Annotated in this window: 13 protein-coding genes; 5 read left to right on the forward strand and 8 right to left on the reverse strand. The window is 73.0% G+C overall.

Annotation, left to right across the window (positions count from 1 at the left end):
• The 3 genes from ABT381_RS30045 to ABT381_RS30055 all read right to left on the reverse strand — a co-directional run.
• Positions 1-1,383 (reverse strand): MFS transporter (locus tag ABT381_RS30045; protein WP_351599731.1); only part of this gene is annotated, 1,383 nt, incomplete at its 3' end.
• A gap of 214 nt (positions 1,384-1,597) precedes the next feature.
• Positions 1,598-2,677 (reverse strand): zinc-binding dehydrogenase, encoded by a 1,080-nt coding sequence (locus ABT381_RS30050; RefSeq protein ID WP_351599732.1) that lies wholly within the window; start codon positions 2,675-2,677, stop codon positions 1,598-1,600.
• A gap of 86 nt (positions 2,678-2,763) precedes the next feature.
• Positions 2,764-4,182, reverse strand: coding sequence for an aldehyde dehydrogenase family protein (locus ABT381_RS30055; RefSeq protein WP_351599733.1), 1,419 nt, complete (start codon positions 4,180-4,182; stop codon positions 2,764-2,766).
• 267 nt (positions 4,183-4,449) lie between these two features.
• Between ABT381_RS30055 and ABT381_RS30060 the strand changes: the two genes are divergently transcribed.
• A complete protein-coding gene (locus ABT381_RS30060; protein WP_351599734.1) occupies positions 4,450-6,807 on the forward strand; it encodes an ATP-binding protein in 2,358 nt (785 codons plus the stop codon).
• Here ABT381_RS30060 and ABT381_RS30065 read toward each other — a convergent pair.
• The 3 genes from ABT381_RS30065 to ABT381_RS30075 form a co-directional block, all read right to left on the reverse strand.
• On the reverse strand, positions 6,746-8,029 hold the full coding sequence (locus ABT381_RS30065) for an MFS transporter (protein WP_351599735.1): 1,284 nt from the start codon (positions 8,027-8,029) through the stop codon (positions 6,746-6,748). The genes ABT381_RS30060 and ABT381_RS30065 overlap by 62 nt on opposite strands.
• 3 nt (positions 8,030-8,032) lie before the next feature.
• On the reverse strand, positions 8,033-9,490 hold the full coding sequence (locus ABT381_RS30070; protein WP_351599736.1) for a CitMHS family transporter: 1,458 nt from the start codon (positions 9,488-9,490) through the stop codon (positions 8,033-8,035).
• A 150-nt stretch (positions 9,491-9,640) separates the two neighbouring features.
• Entirely contained in the window at positions 9,641-10,255 is a 615-nt protein-coding gene (locus tag ABT381_RS30075; protein WP_351599737.1) for a TetR/AcrR family transcriptional regulator, read from the reverse strand.
• A gap of 153 nt (positions 10,256-10,408) precedes the next feature.
• On the opposite strand from ABT381_RS30075, the gene hmgA reads away from it, so the two are divergent.
• From hmgA to ABT381_RS30090, 3 genes are all read left to right on the forward strand, one after another.
• The gene (hmgA, locus tag ABT381_RS30080; protein ID WP_351599742.1) at positions 10,409-11,734 is read left to right on the forward strand and encodes a homogentisate 1,2-dioxygenase; all 1,326 of its coding nucleotides are present in this window, start codon (positions 10,409-10,411) and stop codon (positions 11,732-11,734) included.
• 12 nt (positions 11,735-11,746) lie between these two features.
• The gene (locus tag ABT381_RS30085) at positions 11,747-12,496 is read left to right on the forward strand and encodes a GntR family transcriptional regulator (RefSeq protein ID WP_351599738.1); all 750 of its coding nucleotides are present in this window, start codon (positions 11,747-11,749) and stop codon (positions 12,494-12,496) included.
• 73 nt (positions 12,497-12,569) lie between these two features.
• A complete protein-coding gene (locus tag ABT381_RS30090; RefSeq protein WP_351599739.1) occupies positions 12,570-13,778 on the forward strand; it encodes a type ISP restriction/modification enzyme in 1,209 nt (402 codons plus the stop codon).
• Positions 13,779-13,820: 42 nt separating this feature from the next.
• Here ABT381_RS30090 and ABT381_RS30095 read toward each other — a convergent pair whose 3' ends face one another.
• Together ABT381_RS30095 and ABT381_RS30100 are read right to left on the reverse strand one after the other, a co-directional pair.
• Positions 13,821-15,566 (reverse strand): amidohydrolase, encoded by a 1,746-nt coding sequence (locus ABT381_RS30095; protein WP_351599740.1) that lies wholly within the window; start codon positions 15,564-15,566, stop codon positions 13,821-13,823.
• A gap of 369 nt (positions 15,567-15,935) precedes the next feature.
• A complete protein-coding gene (locus ABT381_RS30100) occupies positions 15,936-16,196 on the reverse strand; it encodes a hypothetical protein (protein WP_030252229.1) in 261 nt (86 codons plus the stop codon).
• Positions 16,197-16,540: 344 nt separating this feature from the next.
• On the opposite strand from ABT381_RS30100, the gene ABT381_RS30105 reads away from it, so the two are divergent.
• Positions 16,541-17,291: serine/threonine-protein kinase (locus ABT381_RS30105; protein ID WP_351599741.1), on the forward strand; the 751-nt coding region annotated here is incomplete at its 3' end.

A 17,291-nucleotide genomic window follows, 5' to 3' on the forward strand; every position in this document is an offset into this window, starting at 1 on the left:
CGCCGGCCGCGGCCGCGTAGCCGGGACCGCCGCGGGCGGGGCCGCCGCCTCCGCGGCCGCCCGCCGGGCGCGCTTGGCGAGTACCGCGATGGAGCCCAGGGCGATCACCGCGAGCAGCATGATGTAGCCGGAGACGGCCATCGAGGTGCCGCTCGCCTCCAGCAGCAGGACCATCACGAACGGCGCCAGCCCGCCGCCCAGGACGGCGCTGATCTGGTAGCCGAGCGAGGCGCCCGTGTAGCGCATCTCCGCCGAGAACAGCTCGGCGAACAGCGCGGCCTGCGGCCCGTACATGATGCTCAGGAAACAGCTGGCGATGAAGGTGCCGACGGCCAGCCACACCAGCGAGGCGGTGTCGATCAGCAGGAACATCGGTATCGCCCAGACCAGCAGCCCGACCGCGCCGAGCGTGTAGACGCGCAGCCGGCCGATCCGGTCCGAGAGCGCCGCCGAGGCCGGGATCAGGGCCAGCTGGGTGAGGCTGACCAGGAGGGAGACGGTCAGTACGGCCGTGCGCTGCATGGCCAGCTCGCGGGTGGCGTAGTCCAGTACGCCGGTGATCAGGATGTAGAACGTCGCCGTATTTACCGTGAAGCTGCCGCCGGCCAGCAGGACCGTGCCGAGGTGCTCGCGGAGGATCGTGCGCAGCGGCGAGCGCTGGGCGTCCGCCTGCTTCTCGGCCGCGGACAACTGGCGCTCCGCGGCGCGGAATTCGGGCGTCTCCTCGACGCGGGTGTGGATGTACCAGGCGAGGATCAGCACGAGGATGCCGGCGAAGAACGGCAGCCGCCAGCCCCAGGAGGCGAACCCCGCGTCCCCGACGACCGCGCCGGCCACCAGGAAGACGGTGTTGGCGGTCACCACGCCGATCGGCACGCCGAGCTGGACCAGCGAGCCGTACAGCCCGCGCTTGCCCTCGGGGGCGTACTCGGTGGCCATCAGCATCGCGCCGCCCCACTGGGCGCCGACCGCGATGCCCTGCACGATGCGCAGCAGCACCAGGAGGATCGGCGCGGCGATGCCGATCGTCTCGTACGTGGGGAGCAGGCCGATGCCGGTCGTGGCCAGGCCCATCAGGGTCAGCGCCAGGACGAGCATGGGCTTGCGGCCGCGTTTGTCGCCGAGCTGGCCGGCGATGACGCCGCCGATGGGTCTGGCGAGGAAGCCGACCGCGAAGGTCGCGAACGCGGCGAGCACGCCGGCGACCTGGCTCCCCGAGGGGAAGAAGGCGTGGCCCAGTACGAGGGCAGCGGCGATGCCGAAGACGAAGTAGTCGTACCACTCGACGGCGGACGCCAGGGCGGCCGCGGTGGCCACCTTGCGGCGGTGCCGGGCGGTGGGGGCCGGGGTGGTGCTCGGTGTCGCGGGGGAGGCCGTGTCCATGCGTGCACGCTCCGAGGGGTGCTGGGGAACGGGGGGCGGCGCCGTGATTGCGGGTGACCGTACCGACCGGCTGGTACGGCGTCAACGGACTGCACAGCAGGACTTTTTACGGGGGGTTGGGGGGTGCTTTGCCCGGCGGAACGGGGTGTTTCCGGGCAGCCCGAAGGCCCCCGGGGCGAACGCTCCCGGGGGTGCTGCGGACCGTGCCGGGCCGTCAGAAGACGATCAGCGCGCGGCCTCCCTTGCCCGCGAGCATGGCGTCGAACGCTGCCGGGATGCCCTCCAGGCCGATCCGCTCCGTGACCAGCCCGGACAGGTCCAGCGCGCCGCTGCGGACGTGCTCGGCGATGACCGGGAGGTCCCGGGCCGGGTCGCTGTCGCCGTAGACGCAGCCGGAGAGCGTGCGGCCGAAGTAGAAGAGCTCCAGCGCGGAGAAGGTCACCTGCTGGTCCTGGCCGCCGACGCCGACGACCGTCGTACGGCCACCCCGGCGGGTCGAGGACCAGGCGGTACGGATCGTGTCGGCGCGGCCCACGCATTCGAGGGCGACGTCGGCGCCGATGCCGCCGGTGAGCTTGCGGATGCGCTTGGCGGTGTCCTCGGCCGCCACCAGGAACTCGGTGGCGCCGGCCGCGCGGGCCAGCTCCTCCTTCGCCGGAGAGACGTCGACGGCGATGATCGGGCCCGCGCCCGCGATCCGCGCGGCCTGGAGAGTGGCCAGGCCCACCCCGCCGACACCGAAGACCACGACCGACTCGCCCTTGCGGACCTTCGCGGAGTTGTGGACCGCGCCCCAGCCGGTGAGCACCGCGCAGCCGAGCAGCGCCGCCTCGGTGAGCGGTACGCCCGCGGGCAGCGGCAGCGCGGCGTGCGCGGCGACCACCGTCTCCTCGGCGAAGACGGCGGTGCCCAGGCCCGGGTACAGCTCGCTGCCGTCCGCCCGGGTGGCGTACGGCTTCGCGGCGGCCGCGGCCGAGTTGGCGCACAGCCACACCTCGCCCAGCCCGCAGAAGTGGCAGTCGCCGCAGGACGGCGCCCAGTTGAGGACGACCGGGTCGCCGGGCGCGAGGCCGGTGACGCCCTCGCCGACGGCGGTGACGGTGCCCGCGCCCTCGTGTCCGAGCACCGCGGGGACGGGCTGCTTGAGGGTGCCGTTGGACAGCGACAGGTCGGAGTGGCAGACCCCGGCCGCGGCGAGCTTGACCCGGACCTGGCCGGGTCCGGGGTCGGGCAGCTGGATCTCGGCGATCTCCAGCGGGGCGTTGACGGCGGGCAGTACGGCAGCGCGGACCACGGTGCGGTCTCCTCGGTGGGGAGTGCGGGAGTACGGGCGGGAACTGCGGGTGGCGGGGCGCCGGGCGGGCCGGCGCCCCGGGCCGCTCAGAGCTGGAGCGACTTGGTCTGCAGGTACTCGGTCAGGCCGTGCGGGCCCAGCTCGCGGCCGACGCCGGACTGCTTGTACCCGCCGAAGGGCGCGAGCAGGTTGAAGCGGCCGCCGTTGATGTCGACCTGGCCGGTGTCCAGCTTGCGCGCGAAGGCCACCGCGGTCTCCTGGTCCGCGGCCCAGACGGCGCCCGCGAGACCGTAGACCGTGCCGTTGGCGATCTCCACGGCCTCGTCCTCGTCCCGGTACTTCAGGATCGAGATGACGGGCCCGAAGATCTCCTCCTGCGCGATGGTCATGCCGGGGGTGACGTCGGCGAAGACGGTGGGGCGGACGTAGTAGCCGGTGGGCAGGCCCTCGGGGGCCTCCGCGCCGCCGGTGACCAGGCGCGCGCCCTCCTCCTGGCCCTTGGCGATGAAGCCGCGCACCCGGTCGCGCTGCTTGGCGTTGACGACCGGGCCGAGGCGGCTGGCCTCGTCGTTCGGGTCGCCGGGCAGGTACTTGGCGACGATGTCGGCGGCGAGCTGTACGGCCTCCTCGTACTGGTCCTCGTGGACCAGCATCCGGGTCAGCGCGTTGCAGGACTGGCCGGAGTTGCGGATGACGTCGGCGACGTTGACCTTCACGGCCTTGGCGAGGTCGGCGCCGGGCAGGATGACGTTGGCGGACTTGCCGCCCAGCTCCAGCGCGACGCGCTTGACGGCGCCGCCGGCGATCGCGCCGATCTTCTTGCCGACCGCGGTGGAGCCGGTGAAGGAGACCAGGTCCACGCCCTCGTGCTCGGCGAGCGCCTGGCCCGCGACCGTGCCGAGGCCGGTGACCAGGTTGAAGACGCCGGCCGGCAGGCCCGCCGCGTCCACGCACTCGGCGAAGAGCTGGGCGGTGAGCGGGGTGTCCTCGGCGGGCTTGAGGACGACGGTGCAGCCGGCGGCGAGCGCCGGGGCGACCTTGTTGGTGATCTGGTGCAGCGGGTAGTTCCACGGCGTGATCGCGCCGACCACGCCGACCGGCTCGTGCAGCACGGTGGAGGTGCCGAGCTGCTCCTCGAAGGAGTGCTCGGCGGCGAGCTGGGCGTACGAGGCGGTGACCGCGATCGGCATGCCGGTCTGCACGTTCGCCGCGAAGGACTTCGGCGAGCCCAGCTCGGCGGTGATGGTCTCGGCGATCTCGTCGGCGTGCGCCTTGAGCTGCTCGACCAGCGCGGCGAGCTTGGCGGCACGCTCGGCGGGCGCGGTGGCGCGCCAGCCCGGGAGGGCGGCGCGCGCCGCCCGTACGGCGGCGTCGATGTCAGCGGCGGTACCGGCCGGAACGGTGGCGATCACCTGCTCGTCGGCGGGGTTGCGCACCTCGATGGTGTCGCCCCCTGCCGCGTCCCGCCAGGCTCCGTCGATGTACATGCCGTCGTGTGCCTTCATCTCGGCGTCCTCCCGGGGGTGGTCGTCAGGTGCGCTAAGCGGTTGCTCATACGTCGCGCGTACAAACTATCGCCGCTAGTTTGCGGGGCGCCACCCTTGCCGAGGATGCCATCTCGGCAGATACGGGTGACGGGCGGCGCAGTATCCCATTCCCGCCTCTCGGACGGGTGACAACCGGCGGAAGCGACGCACTCCCCACGCTCCCCCGCTACCGTGCGCGCCATCCGGCATCATTCACGAGTTCCCCGGTACGGGGTGGTGACGCGCATGGTCGAGGACACCGGACACCGGCGCAGCGGCGAGCTGCCCGCCGAGACGACCAGTTTCATCGGCAGGAAGCGGGAGATCGCCCAGGTCGCGGAGGTGCTCGACGGCTTCCGTATGGTGACCCTCACCGGCCCCGGCGGAGTCGGCAAGACCCGTACGGCGGTGCGCGCGGCGCATCAGCTGCGCGACCGGTTCCCGCACGGGGTCCATCTCGTGCCGCTCTCCGCGCTCACCGAACCCGAGCTGCTGCCCCACACCGTGGCGGCCGCGCTCGATCTGCCCGAGCAGGCCGCCCGGCCCGCCGTGGAAGTCCTCACCGGCTACCTGGAGGACAAGAATGCCCTGATCATCCTCGACACCTGCGAGCATCTGATCGACGCGTGCGCGCTGCTCGCCGAGGAGCTCCTGCGCACCGCATCGGACGTGCGGCTGATCGCGACCAGCCGGCAGCCGCTGGACATCGCGGGCGAGCACGTCCTGCCCATTCCCCCGCTGTCCGTGGCGGACGTCCCGGGCGCCGCGGCGGACCGGTGCGGCCTGCCCTGCGTACGTTCCGATGCCCTGCAGCTCTTCGCGGACCGTACTGCCGCGGCCGTACCCGGCTTCACCCTCACCGACGACAACCTCGCCGACGCCACGGCGCTGTGCCGCCGCCTGGACGGCATCCCCCTCGCCATCGAGCTGGCCGTGTCCCGGCTGCGCGCCCTGTCCCTGGAGGAGATCCTCGGCCGGCTCGACCGTCGTTTCCTGCTGCTCACCGGCGGCCGCCGCACCACCGTTCCCCGTCATCAGACACTGCGGACCACCATCGGCTGGAGTCATGATCTGTCCACCCCGCGGGAGCGAGTGCTGTGGACCCGGCTCTCCGTCTTCGCCGGGGAGTTCAGCCTGGAGGCGGCGGAAGGGATCTGCGCCGACGAGCGCGCCCTCCCGGCAGAGGACATCCTCGACGCGCTCTTCGGGCTGGTGGAGAAGTCCGTCGTGCAGCGCGTGGAGACCGAGGTGGGCACCCGTTACCGGATGCTCGACACGATCCGCGAGTTCGGCCGGGACCAGCTCGCCGCGGGAGCGGAGGAGGCGGGCCTGCGAAAGCGCCACGCGGACTGGTTCCTCGACCGGGCCGGGCAGTTCGATACCGAATGGACCGGCGACACCCAGCTCGCCTGGGTCCGCAGACTCCGCCATGACCAGGCCAATCTGCGGGCCGCGCTGGAGACGTTCGTCGGCACCCCGGGCCTGGCGTACGACGGCCTGTGCCTCGCGACCCGGCTGTGGGGCTACTGGCAGTGCACCGGCCTCTACATCGAGGGCCGCTACTGGCTGCGCCGCGCCCTCGAAAGCAGCCGCGAGCCGACCCCTGAACGCGTCAAGGCGCTGTGGCTCACCAGCTGGTACCTGGACGTCTCCGGCGAGCGGGGCGACAACTGGGCGCTGCTCGACGAGGCCGAGGAGATCGCCGCCCGCGCCGGTGATGCCCGCGGCCTCGCCTGGACGCTCGCCTTCCGGCAGCACGCCCGCTATTTCCGCGGCACCATCGACGGCGTCGCCGAGGGATACGACGACGCCCGTCGGCGCATGGCCGAAGCGGGCGACGAAGTGGCCCTGTTGATCACTGCCTACCAGCTCGCCTTCGCCCACTTCATGACCGGAGGCATCGGCGAGGGCATCGCCCTGTGCGACGAGTCCCTGCGCCGCAACGCCGCCCATCCGCAGGAACACTGGTCGCGCAGCTGGGCACTGTGGGTCAAGAGCGTCGGCCTGTGGCTGAAGGGCGAGTTCGCGCAGAGTATCGAGTGCTGCCGCGAGGGCATCCGCTCCAAGGCCGCCCTGCGCGACACGATGGGCATCGCGCACTTCCTGGAGGGCTTCGCCTGGTACGCCGCTGAGCAGGGCCACTTCGAGCGGGTGGGCACCCTGCAGGGCGCTGCTGACATGCTGTGGCGCAAGGGCGCCAAGGAAGCCCGGTTCGGCATCCTCGTGCTGCACGAGCTGCACGGCAAGGCGGCCGAGCCAGCCCTCCGGGCACTGGGCGCTGACGCGTTCCACCGGGCGTTCACCGAGGGCGGCTCGCTGACGCCGGCCGAGGCGGTGGAACGGGCGCTGGACGAGGACCTCACGAAGATGCCGGAGCTGCCGGTCCGGCCGGGCGGCACGGCCGACGAGCTCACCCCCCGCGAGCGCCAGGTCGCGGCGCTGGTCGCCCAGGGCCTCACCAACCGGGAGATCGCCGAGAAGCTCGTCGTCTCCAAGCGGACCGTCGACTCGCACATCGAGCACATCCTCGCCAAGCTCGGCTTCAGCTCCCGCGCCCAGATCGCCGCCCTCCAGGACAGCCGGCCGGCGCCTCCGCAGACCTAGCGGGCTTCTTGCGGGGCACGTCGGCCTTGCGCCGTGCCCCGCCCGCCTCCCGCGGCGACCGCACGGCGACCGCGGCCGAGCCCAGCAGCAACAGGCCGAGCAGGACGAAGGGCGCGGCGGCCCCGGCGACGCCGGCGGCGAGCCCCGCGCCGGCGGGCGCCGCGACCTGGCCGAGACGGTTGCCGGTGAGGCGCAGGGCGAGGGCGGTGGAGCGGGCGTCGTCGGGCGCCGCCTGCACGACGGTGGTCATGGACAGCGGCTGGCCGACGCCCAGACAGAAGCCCAGCGCGGCCAGGACGAGGGCCAGCGCCCAGACCGGCAGCGGCACGGCGATGGCCGCGCACAGGAAGGCCGCCGCCGCGCACGTGACGGTGAGCAGCACGGTACGGCCGAGGAGCCGCAGCATCGGGGTCATCACCAGCCGGCAGGCGATGGTGGCGGCAGCCCGCAGGCTCAGCAGCAGGCCGATCGTGGCGGGCGCGATGTGGTGGGCCTCGCCGACGACCGGGAGGTAGGCGGTGAGGATGTCGGTGGCGGAGAGCACCGAGAGGCTGATGAAGATGCCGGCGCCGACGCCGCGGGTGCGCAGGATGCCGAGGACCGGTACGCGGCGGGCATCGGTGCGCACCGCCGGGCGGGACGCGCCCCGCTGCTCCAGCCGCCACAGCGCGGTGACGGCACAGGCCGCGGCGGCCGCGGAGACCAGCAGCGCGGTGGCGCTGGTACGGGCCATGGCGCCGTCGTGCTCGGAGATCAGCAGCCCGGCGCCCGCCGGGCCGAGGAGCTGGCCGAGCGAGGCGCCGATGGTGAAGTGGCCGAAGTTGCGGTCGCGTTCCTCGGGGGCGCTGCGCCGGGCGACGATGGACTGGGCGCCGATCACGAAGCAGAGGTGGCCGAGGCCCATCACGCCGCTCCACGCGGCCATCGCGGGCAGTGAGGCGACCACGCCGCTGAGCGCGCAGCCGCCGGTGATCAGCGCGACGCCGGCGACCAGCAGGGGCGTGCAGCGGCCGTGGTCGGTGCGCCGGCCCAGGGGCACGGCGACGAGCAGCGGCAGCAGCGCGTACACGCCGGTGATGACGCCGACGGCGGTCTCGTCGGCGCCCAGCGCGAGCGCCCGGTAGGAGACGGCGGGCCGTGCCATGCTCACCGCCGCCTGTGCGAAGGAGAAGGTGAGGACCAGGCGCAGCAGCCAGCCCCGGCCGGGCGTCGCGACGTTCATGGGTCAGATGATTCCGTACAGCAGTCCGGCGCCGAGCACGACCAGGGAAGTGAGCGCGGCCCATTTCACGGTGAACTTGGTGTGGTCGCCGAACTCGACCTTGGCCATGCCGACCAGGACGTACACGGCGGGGACGAGCGGGCTGGACATGTGCAGCGCCTGGCCGACGAGGGAGGCGCGGGCGATCTCCAGCGCGGAGACGCCGTGGGACGCGCCGGCCTCGGCGAGGATCGGCACGATGCCGAAGTAGAAGCCGTCGTTGGACATGAAGTACGTCAGCGGGATGCTGAGGAGGCCGGTGACCAGGCCCATGTGCGGGCCCATCGCGTCGGGGATGTTGGAGACCAGCCAGCGGGCCATGTGCTCGACCATGCCGGTGCCGGTGAGGACCCCGGTGAAGACGGCGGCGGCGAAGACCATGCCGGAGACGTTCAGTACGTTCTCGGCGTGTGCGGCGATGCGCGCCTTCTGGTCCTTCATGTGCGGGAAGTTGACGGTGAGCGCGACGGCGGAGCCGAGCAGGAAGAGCACCGGGATGTCCAGCACCTGCAGGATCAGCAGGGTGAGGAGCGCGACGGTCAGGGCGGCGTTGAACCAGTACAGCTTGGGGCGCAGGGTGGCGCGCTGCGGGTCCAGGGCCTGGAACTCGACCTCGGCGGCCGGGCCGTCGCCGGTGCCGGCGGAGTCGGCGGAGTCGGCGGAGTCGGCGGAGCCGCCGCCGGTGTGCGGCGTACGGGCGGTGGTGCCGCCCTTGGTGCCGGCGCCCGCGCCGACGAGGACCGTCTCCTTCTCGGTGATCTCCTCGGTCTCCACGGCCTTGGCGCTGCCGGGCTCGCCGAGGGTGAGGGTGCCCAGCCGCTTGCGCTCGCGGCGGCCCAGCACGTAGGCGAGGGCGAAGACGGCGACCAGGCCGGTGGCCAGGGCGGGGATCATCGGGATGAAGATGTCGCCGGCGTCCAGCTTCAGCGCGGTCGCGGCGCGGGCCGTGGGTCCGCCCCAGGGGAGCGTGTTCATCACGCCGTTGGCGGTGGCGGCGACGCCGGTCATCACCACGAGGCTCATCTTCAGGCGCTTGTAGAGCGGATACAGCGCCGAGACGGTGATCATGAAGGTGGTGGAGCCGTCGCCGTCGAGCGAGACGATCGCGGCGAGCAGGGCCGTACCCACGACCACGCGGACCGGGTCGGCCTTGCAGAACCTGAGGATGGCGCGGACGATCGGGTCGAAGAGGCCGACATCGATCATCACTCCGAAGTAGATGATCGCGAACATCAGCATCGCGGCGGTGGGAGCCAGGTCGCCGATGCCCTTGATGACGTAGTCACCAAGGTGCGCGCCCTGCCCGACCAGGACGCAGAACAGCGCTGGAATGAGCACGAGTGCCGCCATCGGCGACATCTTCTTCATCATGATCAGCACCAAGAAGGTGGCAATCATGACAAACCCGAGGATGGTCAGCATTGGGGGTTACCTCACGTTCGCCCTTGAACACCTGCCAGGGGGGTGGCGGTCGTGGTGACGTTAGGTGCCGCCAACTTTTGTTAACAAGGTCTTGACGTGTGAGCAATACGAGCAAAACCCCAGGTCAATAGGGAGTGCGCCCGGGAGTGCTCAGTCCAGCACCCGCCCCAGGTACGCCCGCAGTAGTTCCTTGGTCTCCGTGACGATCGCCGGATCGCCTTCGGGCGCGACCCGGAAGGCCAGCTGGACCAGCGCGTCCGCCGCCTCCACGCCCACCAGGAACGCGGTCCGCAGCCGCTCCTCCGCCGGGTCCAGACCGAGCGGCCCGGCCAGCAGCGCCAGCAGCCGGTCGGCGACGCGGTGGTTGGCCTCCCGGGTGGCCTGCGGCGCGGGCACGGTGAACTCCACCAGCGCGAAGCCCGGCACGCACCGCTTCATGGCGAGGTACTCGTCGACCACCACGTCCATGGCGTACCGCCAGTCCAGCCGGTCACCGGCCGCCGCGATCCCGGCGGTGACCCGCTCCGCATACCCCTCCAGATTGCGCAGCGCCAGCGCCTCGGCCATCGCCCGCTTGTTGGGGAAGAAGCGGTAGACCGAGCCGATGGGCACCTCGGCGCGGGCGGCCACCGCGCGGGTGCTCAGGTCCTCGTACCCCTGCTCGTCGAGGACTTCGGCGCAGGCGTCGAGGATGCGGGTCAGGCGCTCGGCGCTGCGTCGCTGGACCGGGGCGCGGCGGAGTGACGGGGTATTCACGTACTCCATCCTGCACGCATTCCGGCCGGTTCCCGCCTCGCGCGAGCGCGTCACCGGGCGTTTCCGTTGACGGGCCCGGGCGCCAATCCTAGGGTCATGCACAGGATTCCCCGGGTCGCCCCGAACTTCCGGAATCCCCTGAGCGAGCGGCGGGAGCACGCGATGACAGGCACGGTCGGCGAGCAGGCGAGGAAGACGGCGCAGGGGCTCACGTACTCCCCCGGCTTCGGCAACGAGCACTGCTCCGAGGCCGCGCCGGGCGCGCTGCCCATCGGCCGCAACTCCCCCCAGCGGGCCCCGCTCGGCCTGTACGCCGAGCAGCTGAGCGGCACCGCGTTCACCGAGCCGCGGGCGCACAACCGCCGGTCCTGGCTGTACCGCATCCGCCCCTCGGCCGCCCACCCGCCGTTCCGCCGGACGGACAACGGCGGCGTACGGGCCGCGCCGTTCACCGGCACCGAGCCCGACCCGAACCGGCTGCGCTGGAACCCGCTCCCCGAGCCCGCGCCCGGCACGGACTTCGTCGCCGGGCTGTGGACGCTCGGCGGCAACGGCGACGCGCGGCAGCGCACCGGCATGGCCGTGCACCTGTACCACGCCAACGCCTCCATGGAACGGCGCGTGTTCAGCAGCGCGGACGGCGAGTTCCTGATCGTCCCCGAGCGCGGCGGGCTGCTGCTGCGCACGGAGTTCGGGCTGCTGCACGCCGAGCCGGGGCACGTCGCGCTGATCCCGCGCGGCGTCCGCTTCCGCGTCGAGCTGCTGGAGGCGTCGGCGCGGGGGTACGTCTGCGAGAACTACGGCCGCCCCTTCCAGCTCCCCGACCTCGGCCCGATCGGCGCCAACGGGCTGGCCAACGCGCGGGACTTCCTCGCGCCGGTCGCCGCGTACGAGGACGCCGACGAGCCCTGCGAAGTCCTCAACAAGTACTGCGGCAACCTCTGGACCGCGACCTACGACCACTCCCCCCTGGACGTCGTCGCCTGGCACGGCAACCACGTCCCGTACGTCTACGACCTGCGCCGGTTCAACGTCCTCGGCACGATCTCGTACGACCACCCCGATCCGTCGGTCTTCACCGTCCTCACCGCTCCCTCCGACACCCCGGGCCTGGCCGGCGTGGACTTCGTCGTCTTCGCGCCGCGCTGGCTGGTCGGCGAGAACACCTTCCGGCCGCCCTATTTCCACCGCAATGTGATGAGCGAGTACATGGGCCTCATCGAGGGCGCGTACGACGCGAAGGCGGAGGGCTTTGTACCGGGCGGCGGGTCGCTGCACAACATGATGTCCGCGCACGGCCCGGACCGCGCGACGTACGAGAAGGCGAGCACCGCCGAGCTGAAGCCGCAGAAGGTCGACGACGGGCTGGCGTTCATGTTCGAGACGCGCTGGCCGGTGCTGCTCACCGAGCAGGCCGCGGGCGCCGACCACCTGCAGAGCGGCTATGACGCCGTGTGGCAGGGTCTGGAGCGCCACTTCCGTCTCTAGAGGCTGGTGTCCGTGACGACCTTCGCGCCCGACTCGCTCGCCCTGAACCGCAAGCTGCCCCTGTGGTACCAGGTCTCGCAGTCGCTGCGGGCCTCGATACTGGGCCGCTCCCCCGAGGCGCCGCTGCGGCTGCCCACCGAGGAGGCGCTCGCCGCGCACTACGGGGTGAGCGTGCTGACCATGCGGCAGGCCCTGAAGGAGCTGGAGACCGAGGGACTGATCAGCCGGCACCGGCGGCGGGGCACGTTCATCGAGCCCGCCGCGCGGCGCGGCGCCCCGGTACGGCTGCTGGGCTCGGTGGACGCGATCGTGGCCCAGCAGTCCGGCATGGTGAGCGAGCTGCTGGAGCACGGCACGGCCCCGGTGCCGCCGGAGCTGGCCGAGCACTTCCCCGGGCTGCCGGACGTGGGCGTGTACCGGCGGCTGCGCAGCGACGAGCGGACCGGCGAGCCGACCAACCACGCCGTCAACCACGTCCGTCCGGACGTCGCGGCCCGCATCGACCCCGCCGAGCTGGAGCGCCACCCGATGACCAAGGTGCTGCGGGACGCGGTGGGGGTACGGATCGGGCGGATCACCGACACCGTCGAGGCGCGGCTGGCGGACCCGGAGACCGCGCGGCTGCTGGACGTCCCGCTGCTCAGCCCGATCCTGCACTACACGGGCATCACGTACGACGAGGCGGGGCAGGTGGTGGATGTGGCGCGCATCCATTACCGGGGCGACCGTTTCTCGTTCACGGTGACGCTGGACGCCCACTGAGCGACCCTGCCGCCGGTTCCGGGGGCGTGGTTACGATGCCGGGGTCATCCGAACCGTCCGGGAGGGTTGCCGCGTGACGGCGAAGCAGGACGTGCCCCTGCTGTCCGACCTGATGCCGTGGTCCGTCGCCGCGCCGCGGCTCGGCCGGGCCTGGATCATGGCGCCGGACACCGGCTCGCTGCGGGCGCGCTGGGACGCGCTGCTGCGCGCCGCGGACGCCGCCGACCGCGAGCGGCTCTTCCGCCCGTCCCGGGCCCGCACCCTGCACACCGCGGTCGGCCAGCTCCCCGGACAGGCCACCGCGACCGGCCGGCTGGCCCGGCTGGTCGCGGGCGACGCGCCCTGCCCGGAGCCGGTGCGGGTCCGGCACGGCGCGCACGACCAGCTGTGGCTGCTGCCCGACCACCGGCTGATCGACGCGGCCCGGCCCGAGCTGTGGCGGGTCGCGGACGCCGCCCAGCTCTTCGCCGTCGAGCAGCCGCGCGTCCCGCAGGACACCGGCCCCGCGCTCGCCCTCTCCACCGCCCTGCCCGTCGGCCGCCAGGGCCGCGTCCGCCCCCTCTACCGCCGCCCCGCCGGCACCGAACCGAACCTCGCGCCCGGCCTCCTCGGCCACCTCGGCGACCGCCTCGGGCACCCGGTCACCGCCGAGGACGCCTTCGCCTACCTCGCCGCCACCGCCCGGCACGACGGCGGCGGCATCACCGTCCCGCTGACCGCGGAACCGGAGCTGTGGGCGCGCGGGGTGGCGCTGGGGCGCGAGCTGATCCGGCTGCACACCCGGGGCGCGGGCAGCGGCGAGCGCCCCCGGCTGCCCGGCGGCCGCCGCCCGTACGTGCGCGCCGCGCTGCCCGCCCGGGGGCTGCCCACGGAGTTCGCGTACGCCCCGGAGGCGGAGGCGCTGCTCCTCGGCGGGGGCCGGATCTCCCCCGTACCGGCCGCCGCCTGGGACGCGCACGCGGGCGGCGTCCGCGTCCTGGAGGCGTGGCTGGAGCGGCGTACGGGCGCCGTCGAACCGGGCACGCTGGAGGCGGTACGCCCCGCCGCCTGGCCCCAGGAGTGGACCACCGACCTCCTGGAGCTGATCACCGTACTGGCCCTGCTCGGCGAACTGGGCCCCGAGCAGGACCGGTTGACGGCCGCGCTGGACGCCTCCACCCTCGTCAGCGCCACGGAGCTGACCGCCGCGTGCGTCCTCCCGGCCCCCGCGGCGACGCTCCGCCCGGCCTCCGTCCTGGACCACCACGAGGAGGGCCCGGACGGCCAGTTCGCGCTGCTGTAGCGGGGCGGCCCCGTCTGTAGCGGGGCGGCCCCGTCGGCGGGATTACTTCTGCGGCGCGAGCTCCGGCCCCAGCGAGCCGAACTTCTCGTTGCTCACCACGCGCTTCGGGGGCCAGGTGATGTTCGGCGGCGGCCAGGACTGACCGGTGCGCTCCAGGAACCACTGGGGCGGTTCGTACATGGGCGGCTCGTAGCCGTCCGGCAGGGCGGTCTTCCAGCGCACGCCCTTGGTCCGCTCGGCGAACTCGTCCTTGACCGCCTTCAGCCGCGCGGGCTGGGTGATCAGGTCCACCGCGGTCGCCGCGAGGTACTTCGCCGCCGCGAGGAGGGCCGCGTGGCCGGGCGCCGCCGCCGCGCACGCGGCCGTGGACCAGGTGTGCATCTTCGTGCCGATGGGGGCGAGGGCCGCGCCCATGGAGACGGTGGGCACGTTCCAGCTGATGTCGGCGACGTCGGTGGAACCGCCGCCCATGAAGACCGGGTTGGGCGGGGTCAGCTCGCCGATCTTGTCGTGCAGCCCCTTCTCGGGCAGGCCGAGCGACTTCTGCAGGTCCTTGGCCAGCCGCTGGGCCTCGTCGCTGAAGTCCGGCGGGCCGATCCGGCGCATTTTGTCGTGCATCAGCTCGGCGAAGGACCGGGACGGCAGCTGGTTCCAGCAGGCCGAGGTGATCCGGTGCCGGACGGTGGTCCGGCTGGCCTTGGCGGCCGCCTCGGACACCTCGATGACCTTGTCGAGCAGGACCTGGACCCGCTCCGGGCTGCCTTCGCGCACGTAGTACGAGATCTCGGAGATCTCCGGGGTGACGTTCGGGATGTCACCGCCGTTGTTGATCACCCAGTGCAGGCGGCCGGACGGCGCGAGGTTCTCCTCGCGCAGGAACTCCGACATCGTCGCCATCATCACCGCGGCGTCCAGCGCGCTCTTGTTGCCGAGCGGGGTGCCGCCGTGGCCCGCGACGCCCAGGAAGGTGAAGGTGACCGCGGTCATCGCGGTGGAGGAGCCCCAGCCGGTCGCGTTGGACGTGGACGGGTGCCAGTCCAGGAAGGCGTCCAGCCCGTCGTACACGCCCTTGCTGACCGCGTACGTCTTGCCGATCAGCTGCTCCTCGGCGGTGGAGCCGAAGAACTTCACCGTGACGTCGAGGCCGTGCGCCGTGGCGGCCTTGGCAACCGCGGCGGCCGCGGCCGCCGCCGCGGTGCCCAGGGCACAGTGGCCGCAGCCGTGGCCGGGCCCGTACCCGGGCGCGAACGGGTCGTGGACGTACTCCAGCGGGTCGTGGTGGCCCACGCCTCTGCGCTGCGACAGCCCCGGCAGCGCGTCGTACTCGCCGCTGAAGCCGAGCACCGGGCCGCCCTTGCCGTGCCGGAAGGTGGCGGTGAAGGCGGTCGGGAAGCCGGCCGTGCCGAACTCCACGTCGAAGCCGGCGGCCTTGAGGAAGTCCGCCTCGGCGAGCGAGGACTTCCACTCGCGCAGCGAGAGTTCGGCGTTCTCCCAGATCTCGTCGTCCAGCCCGGTGATCCTCGCCCGCTGGTCGTCGATCCAGGCCAGCGCGGCGGCCTTGGCCGGGGAGTCCGCGGCCAGCCCCTTGGGCGCTTCGTATCCGTCGGGGTCCGCCGCGGCCGCGTCGGACGCGGCGGCCATCGCGGGGTCGGCGGCCGCGCCCATGGCCGCGGTGCTCACCCCCGCGGCTCCCAGCAGCTGAACGATTCTGCGTCTGCTGAGCCCGCCGGGGGCCGCCCCCGCGTCGTGCCCGTGCTTGTGCTCGTGGTCGTCGTGCAGATCACACACCGGCGCCTCCCGCGGCAAAGTGGTTGTACGGGGCAAGCGATCTGCACCCTGGCGCGGAATGATCGTCACGTCAACAGCCCGGCGAGAGATCACCGTTACGAGTGAGGCGGTGATCCAGTACGAGTGACCGGGTGATCCGGCAGGTCGATACGGCTCACCGCCGGGCGGCCGCCGGGCGCCGGAAAAGCGGAACGCGCCCGCCCTGCCCCGGACTACCGGGAGAGGGACGGACGCGTACGACCGTGATACTGGGCTGCGATGGCCGGGACCGGGCGGTGTCCGGCGGCCCGCGGACGGGGCCGGATCAGCGGCGGGGAGCTGACGGGGCGCACTCGGGGCGCACCGGAGCACCGCTCGGCGCGGCCCCGCTCAGCCGTGACCGCCGAAGAGCGACCGGCGCAGCCGGCGCAGCGGCGCGAAGAGCGAGACCCGCGCCCCGCGGCTCTTCCGCGTCCGTGCGTGGTCACGCTTGGTGATCTCCTGCATCAGCGACGTGGCGCCCTCGGTCTCCCGCTGCGGTATCGCCGGTCCGCCGAGCACCGCGAGGTGGCGGTCCAGGCGCGCACTGGACGCGCCGCCGCATGTGATGGCAGGCACTCGCGGCCTGCTGCGTACTGCAATCTGTTCCATGACACTCCCCACCCGTACGAGGGCACCCGGCCCGGGCAGGGTAACCCTATCTCTCCCGCACGACCTTCGCGCAGCCCGGTATCAGTATTCACCTGCCCCGCAAGGGCGTTGACGAACACCATACGGAACGTCCGCGTACCGCACCTACTCCAGGCCGAGTTGACGGCGTACGGGGGCACGCCGCGGCCCCGAGCGTGCGCCCCCCATGACGGAGCGTCACCACCGGGCTCGCCGTCCCCCTCCCCGCCGCGCTCCGGATTGCCGCCGAAGGGGCGGCAACGGCGGCGGACCGGGGTACGTTTTTTCCACATCGCTCCTTTTGCCGGGTCGAGGGGGCTCGTGCCATGGACACAGGTGCGGGGAACGAACGGGTGCTGGCGGGCCGCTACCGCCTGCTGGACGAGCTGGGCCGCGGCGGCATGGGCGCGGTATGGCGGGCCCGGGACGAGCTGCTGGGTCGCGAGGTGGCCGTCAAGGAGGTGCGGGCGCCGCGCGAACTGCCCGCGCACGAGGAACGGTTGCTGTACGAGCGACTGGAGCGGGAGGGCCGGGCCGCGGCCCGGATCGCGCACCGCAATGTGGTGACCGTCTTCGACGTGGTCACCGAGGGCGGCCGCCCGTGGATCGTGATGGAGCTGATCCGCGGCCTCTCGCTCGCCGACACCCTGACGGCCGACGGGCCGCTGTCCCCCATGCGCGCGGCCCGGATCGGCGCCGAGGTGCTGGCCGCGCTGCGGGTGGCGCACGCGGCGGGCGTGCTGCACCGCGACGTCAAGCCGGGCAACGTACTGCTCGCGAACGACGGCCGGGTGGTGCTCACCGACTTCGGGATCGCGACGGTCGAGGGGTCCTCCGCGCTCACCCTGACCGGCGAGCTGATCGGCTCGCCCGAATTCCTCGCGCCGGAGCGGGCGCTCGGGCGGACGCCGGGCCCGGAGTCGGACCTGTGGTCGCTGGGCGTGACGCTGTACGCGGCGGTGGAGGGCGCGCCGCCGTTCCACGAGGAGACGCCGCTGGGCACGATGCGCGCGCTGGTCGACGAGGAACTGCCGCCGCCGCGCCGGGCGGGCCCGCTGGCGCCCGTACTCGCGGGGC

Origin of the sequence: Streptomyces sp. NPDC000151 (genome assembly GCF_040301705.1) — a bacterium.
Taxonomy (GTDB): domain Bacteria; phylum Actinomycetota; class Actinomycetes; order Streptomycetales; family Streptomycetaceae; genus Streptomyces.

Excerpts from the sequence above, each read along its gene's own strand:
- ABT381_RS30055 (WP_351599733.1), bottom strand. The coding sequence starts at position 4,182 with ATGAAGGCACACGACGGCATGTACATCGACGGAGCCTGGCGGGACGCG.
- ABT381_RS30060 (WP_351599734.1), top strand. The coding sequence starts at position 4,450 with ATGGTCGAGGACACCGGACACCGGCGCAGCGGCGAGCTGCCCGCCGAG.
- ABT381_RS30065 (WP_351599735.1), bottom strand. The coding sequence starts at position 8,029 with ATGAACGTCGCGACGCCCGGCCGGGGCTGGCTGCTGCGCCTGGTCCTC.
- ABT381_RS30070 (WP_351599736.1), bottom strand. The coding sequence starts at position 9,490 with ATGCTGACCATCCTCGGGTTTGTCATGATTGCCACCTTCTTGGTGCTG.
- ABT381_RS30075 (WP_351599737.1), bottom strand. The coding sequence starts at position 10,255 with ATGGAGTACGTGAATACCCCGTCACTCCGCCGCGCCCCGGTCCAGCGA.
- hmgA (WP_351599742.1), top strand. The coding sequence starts at position 10,409 with ATGACAGGCACGGTCGGCGAGCAGGCGAGGAAGACGGCGCAGGGGCTC.
- ABT381_RS30100 (WP_030252229.1), bottom strand. The coding sequence starts at position 16,196 with ATGGAACAGATTGCAGTACGCAGCAGGCCGCGAGTGCCTGCCATCACA.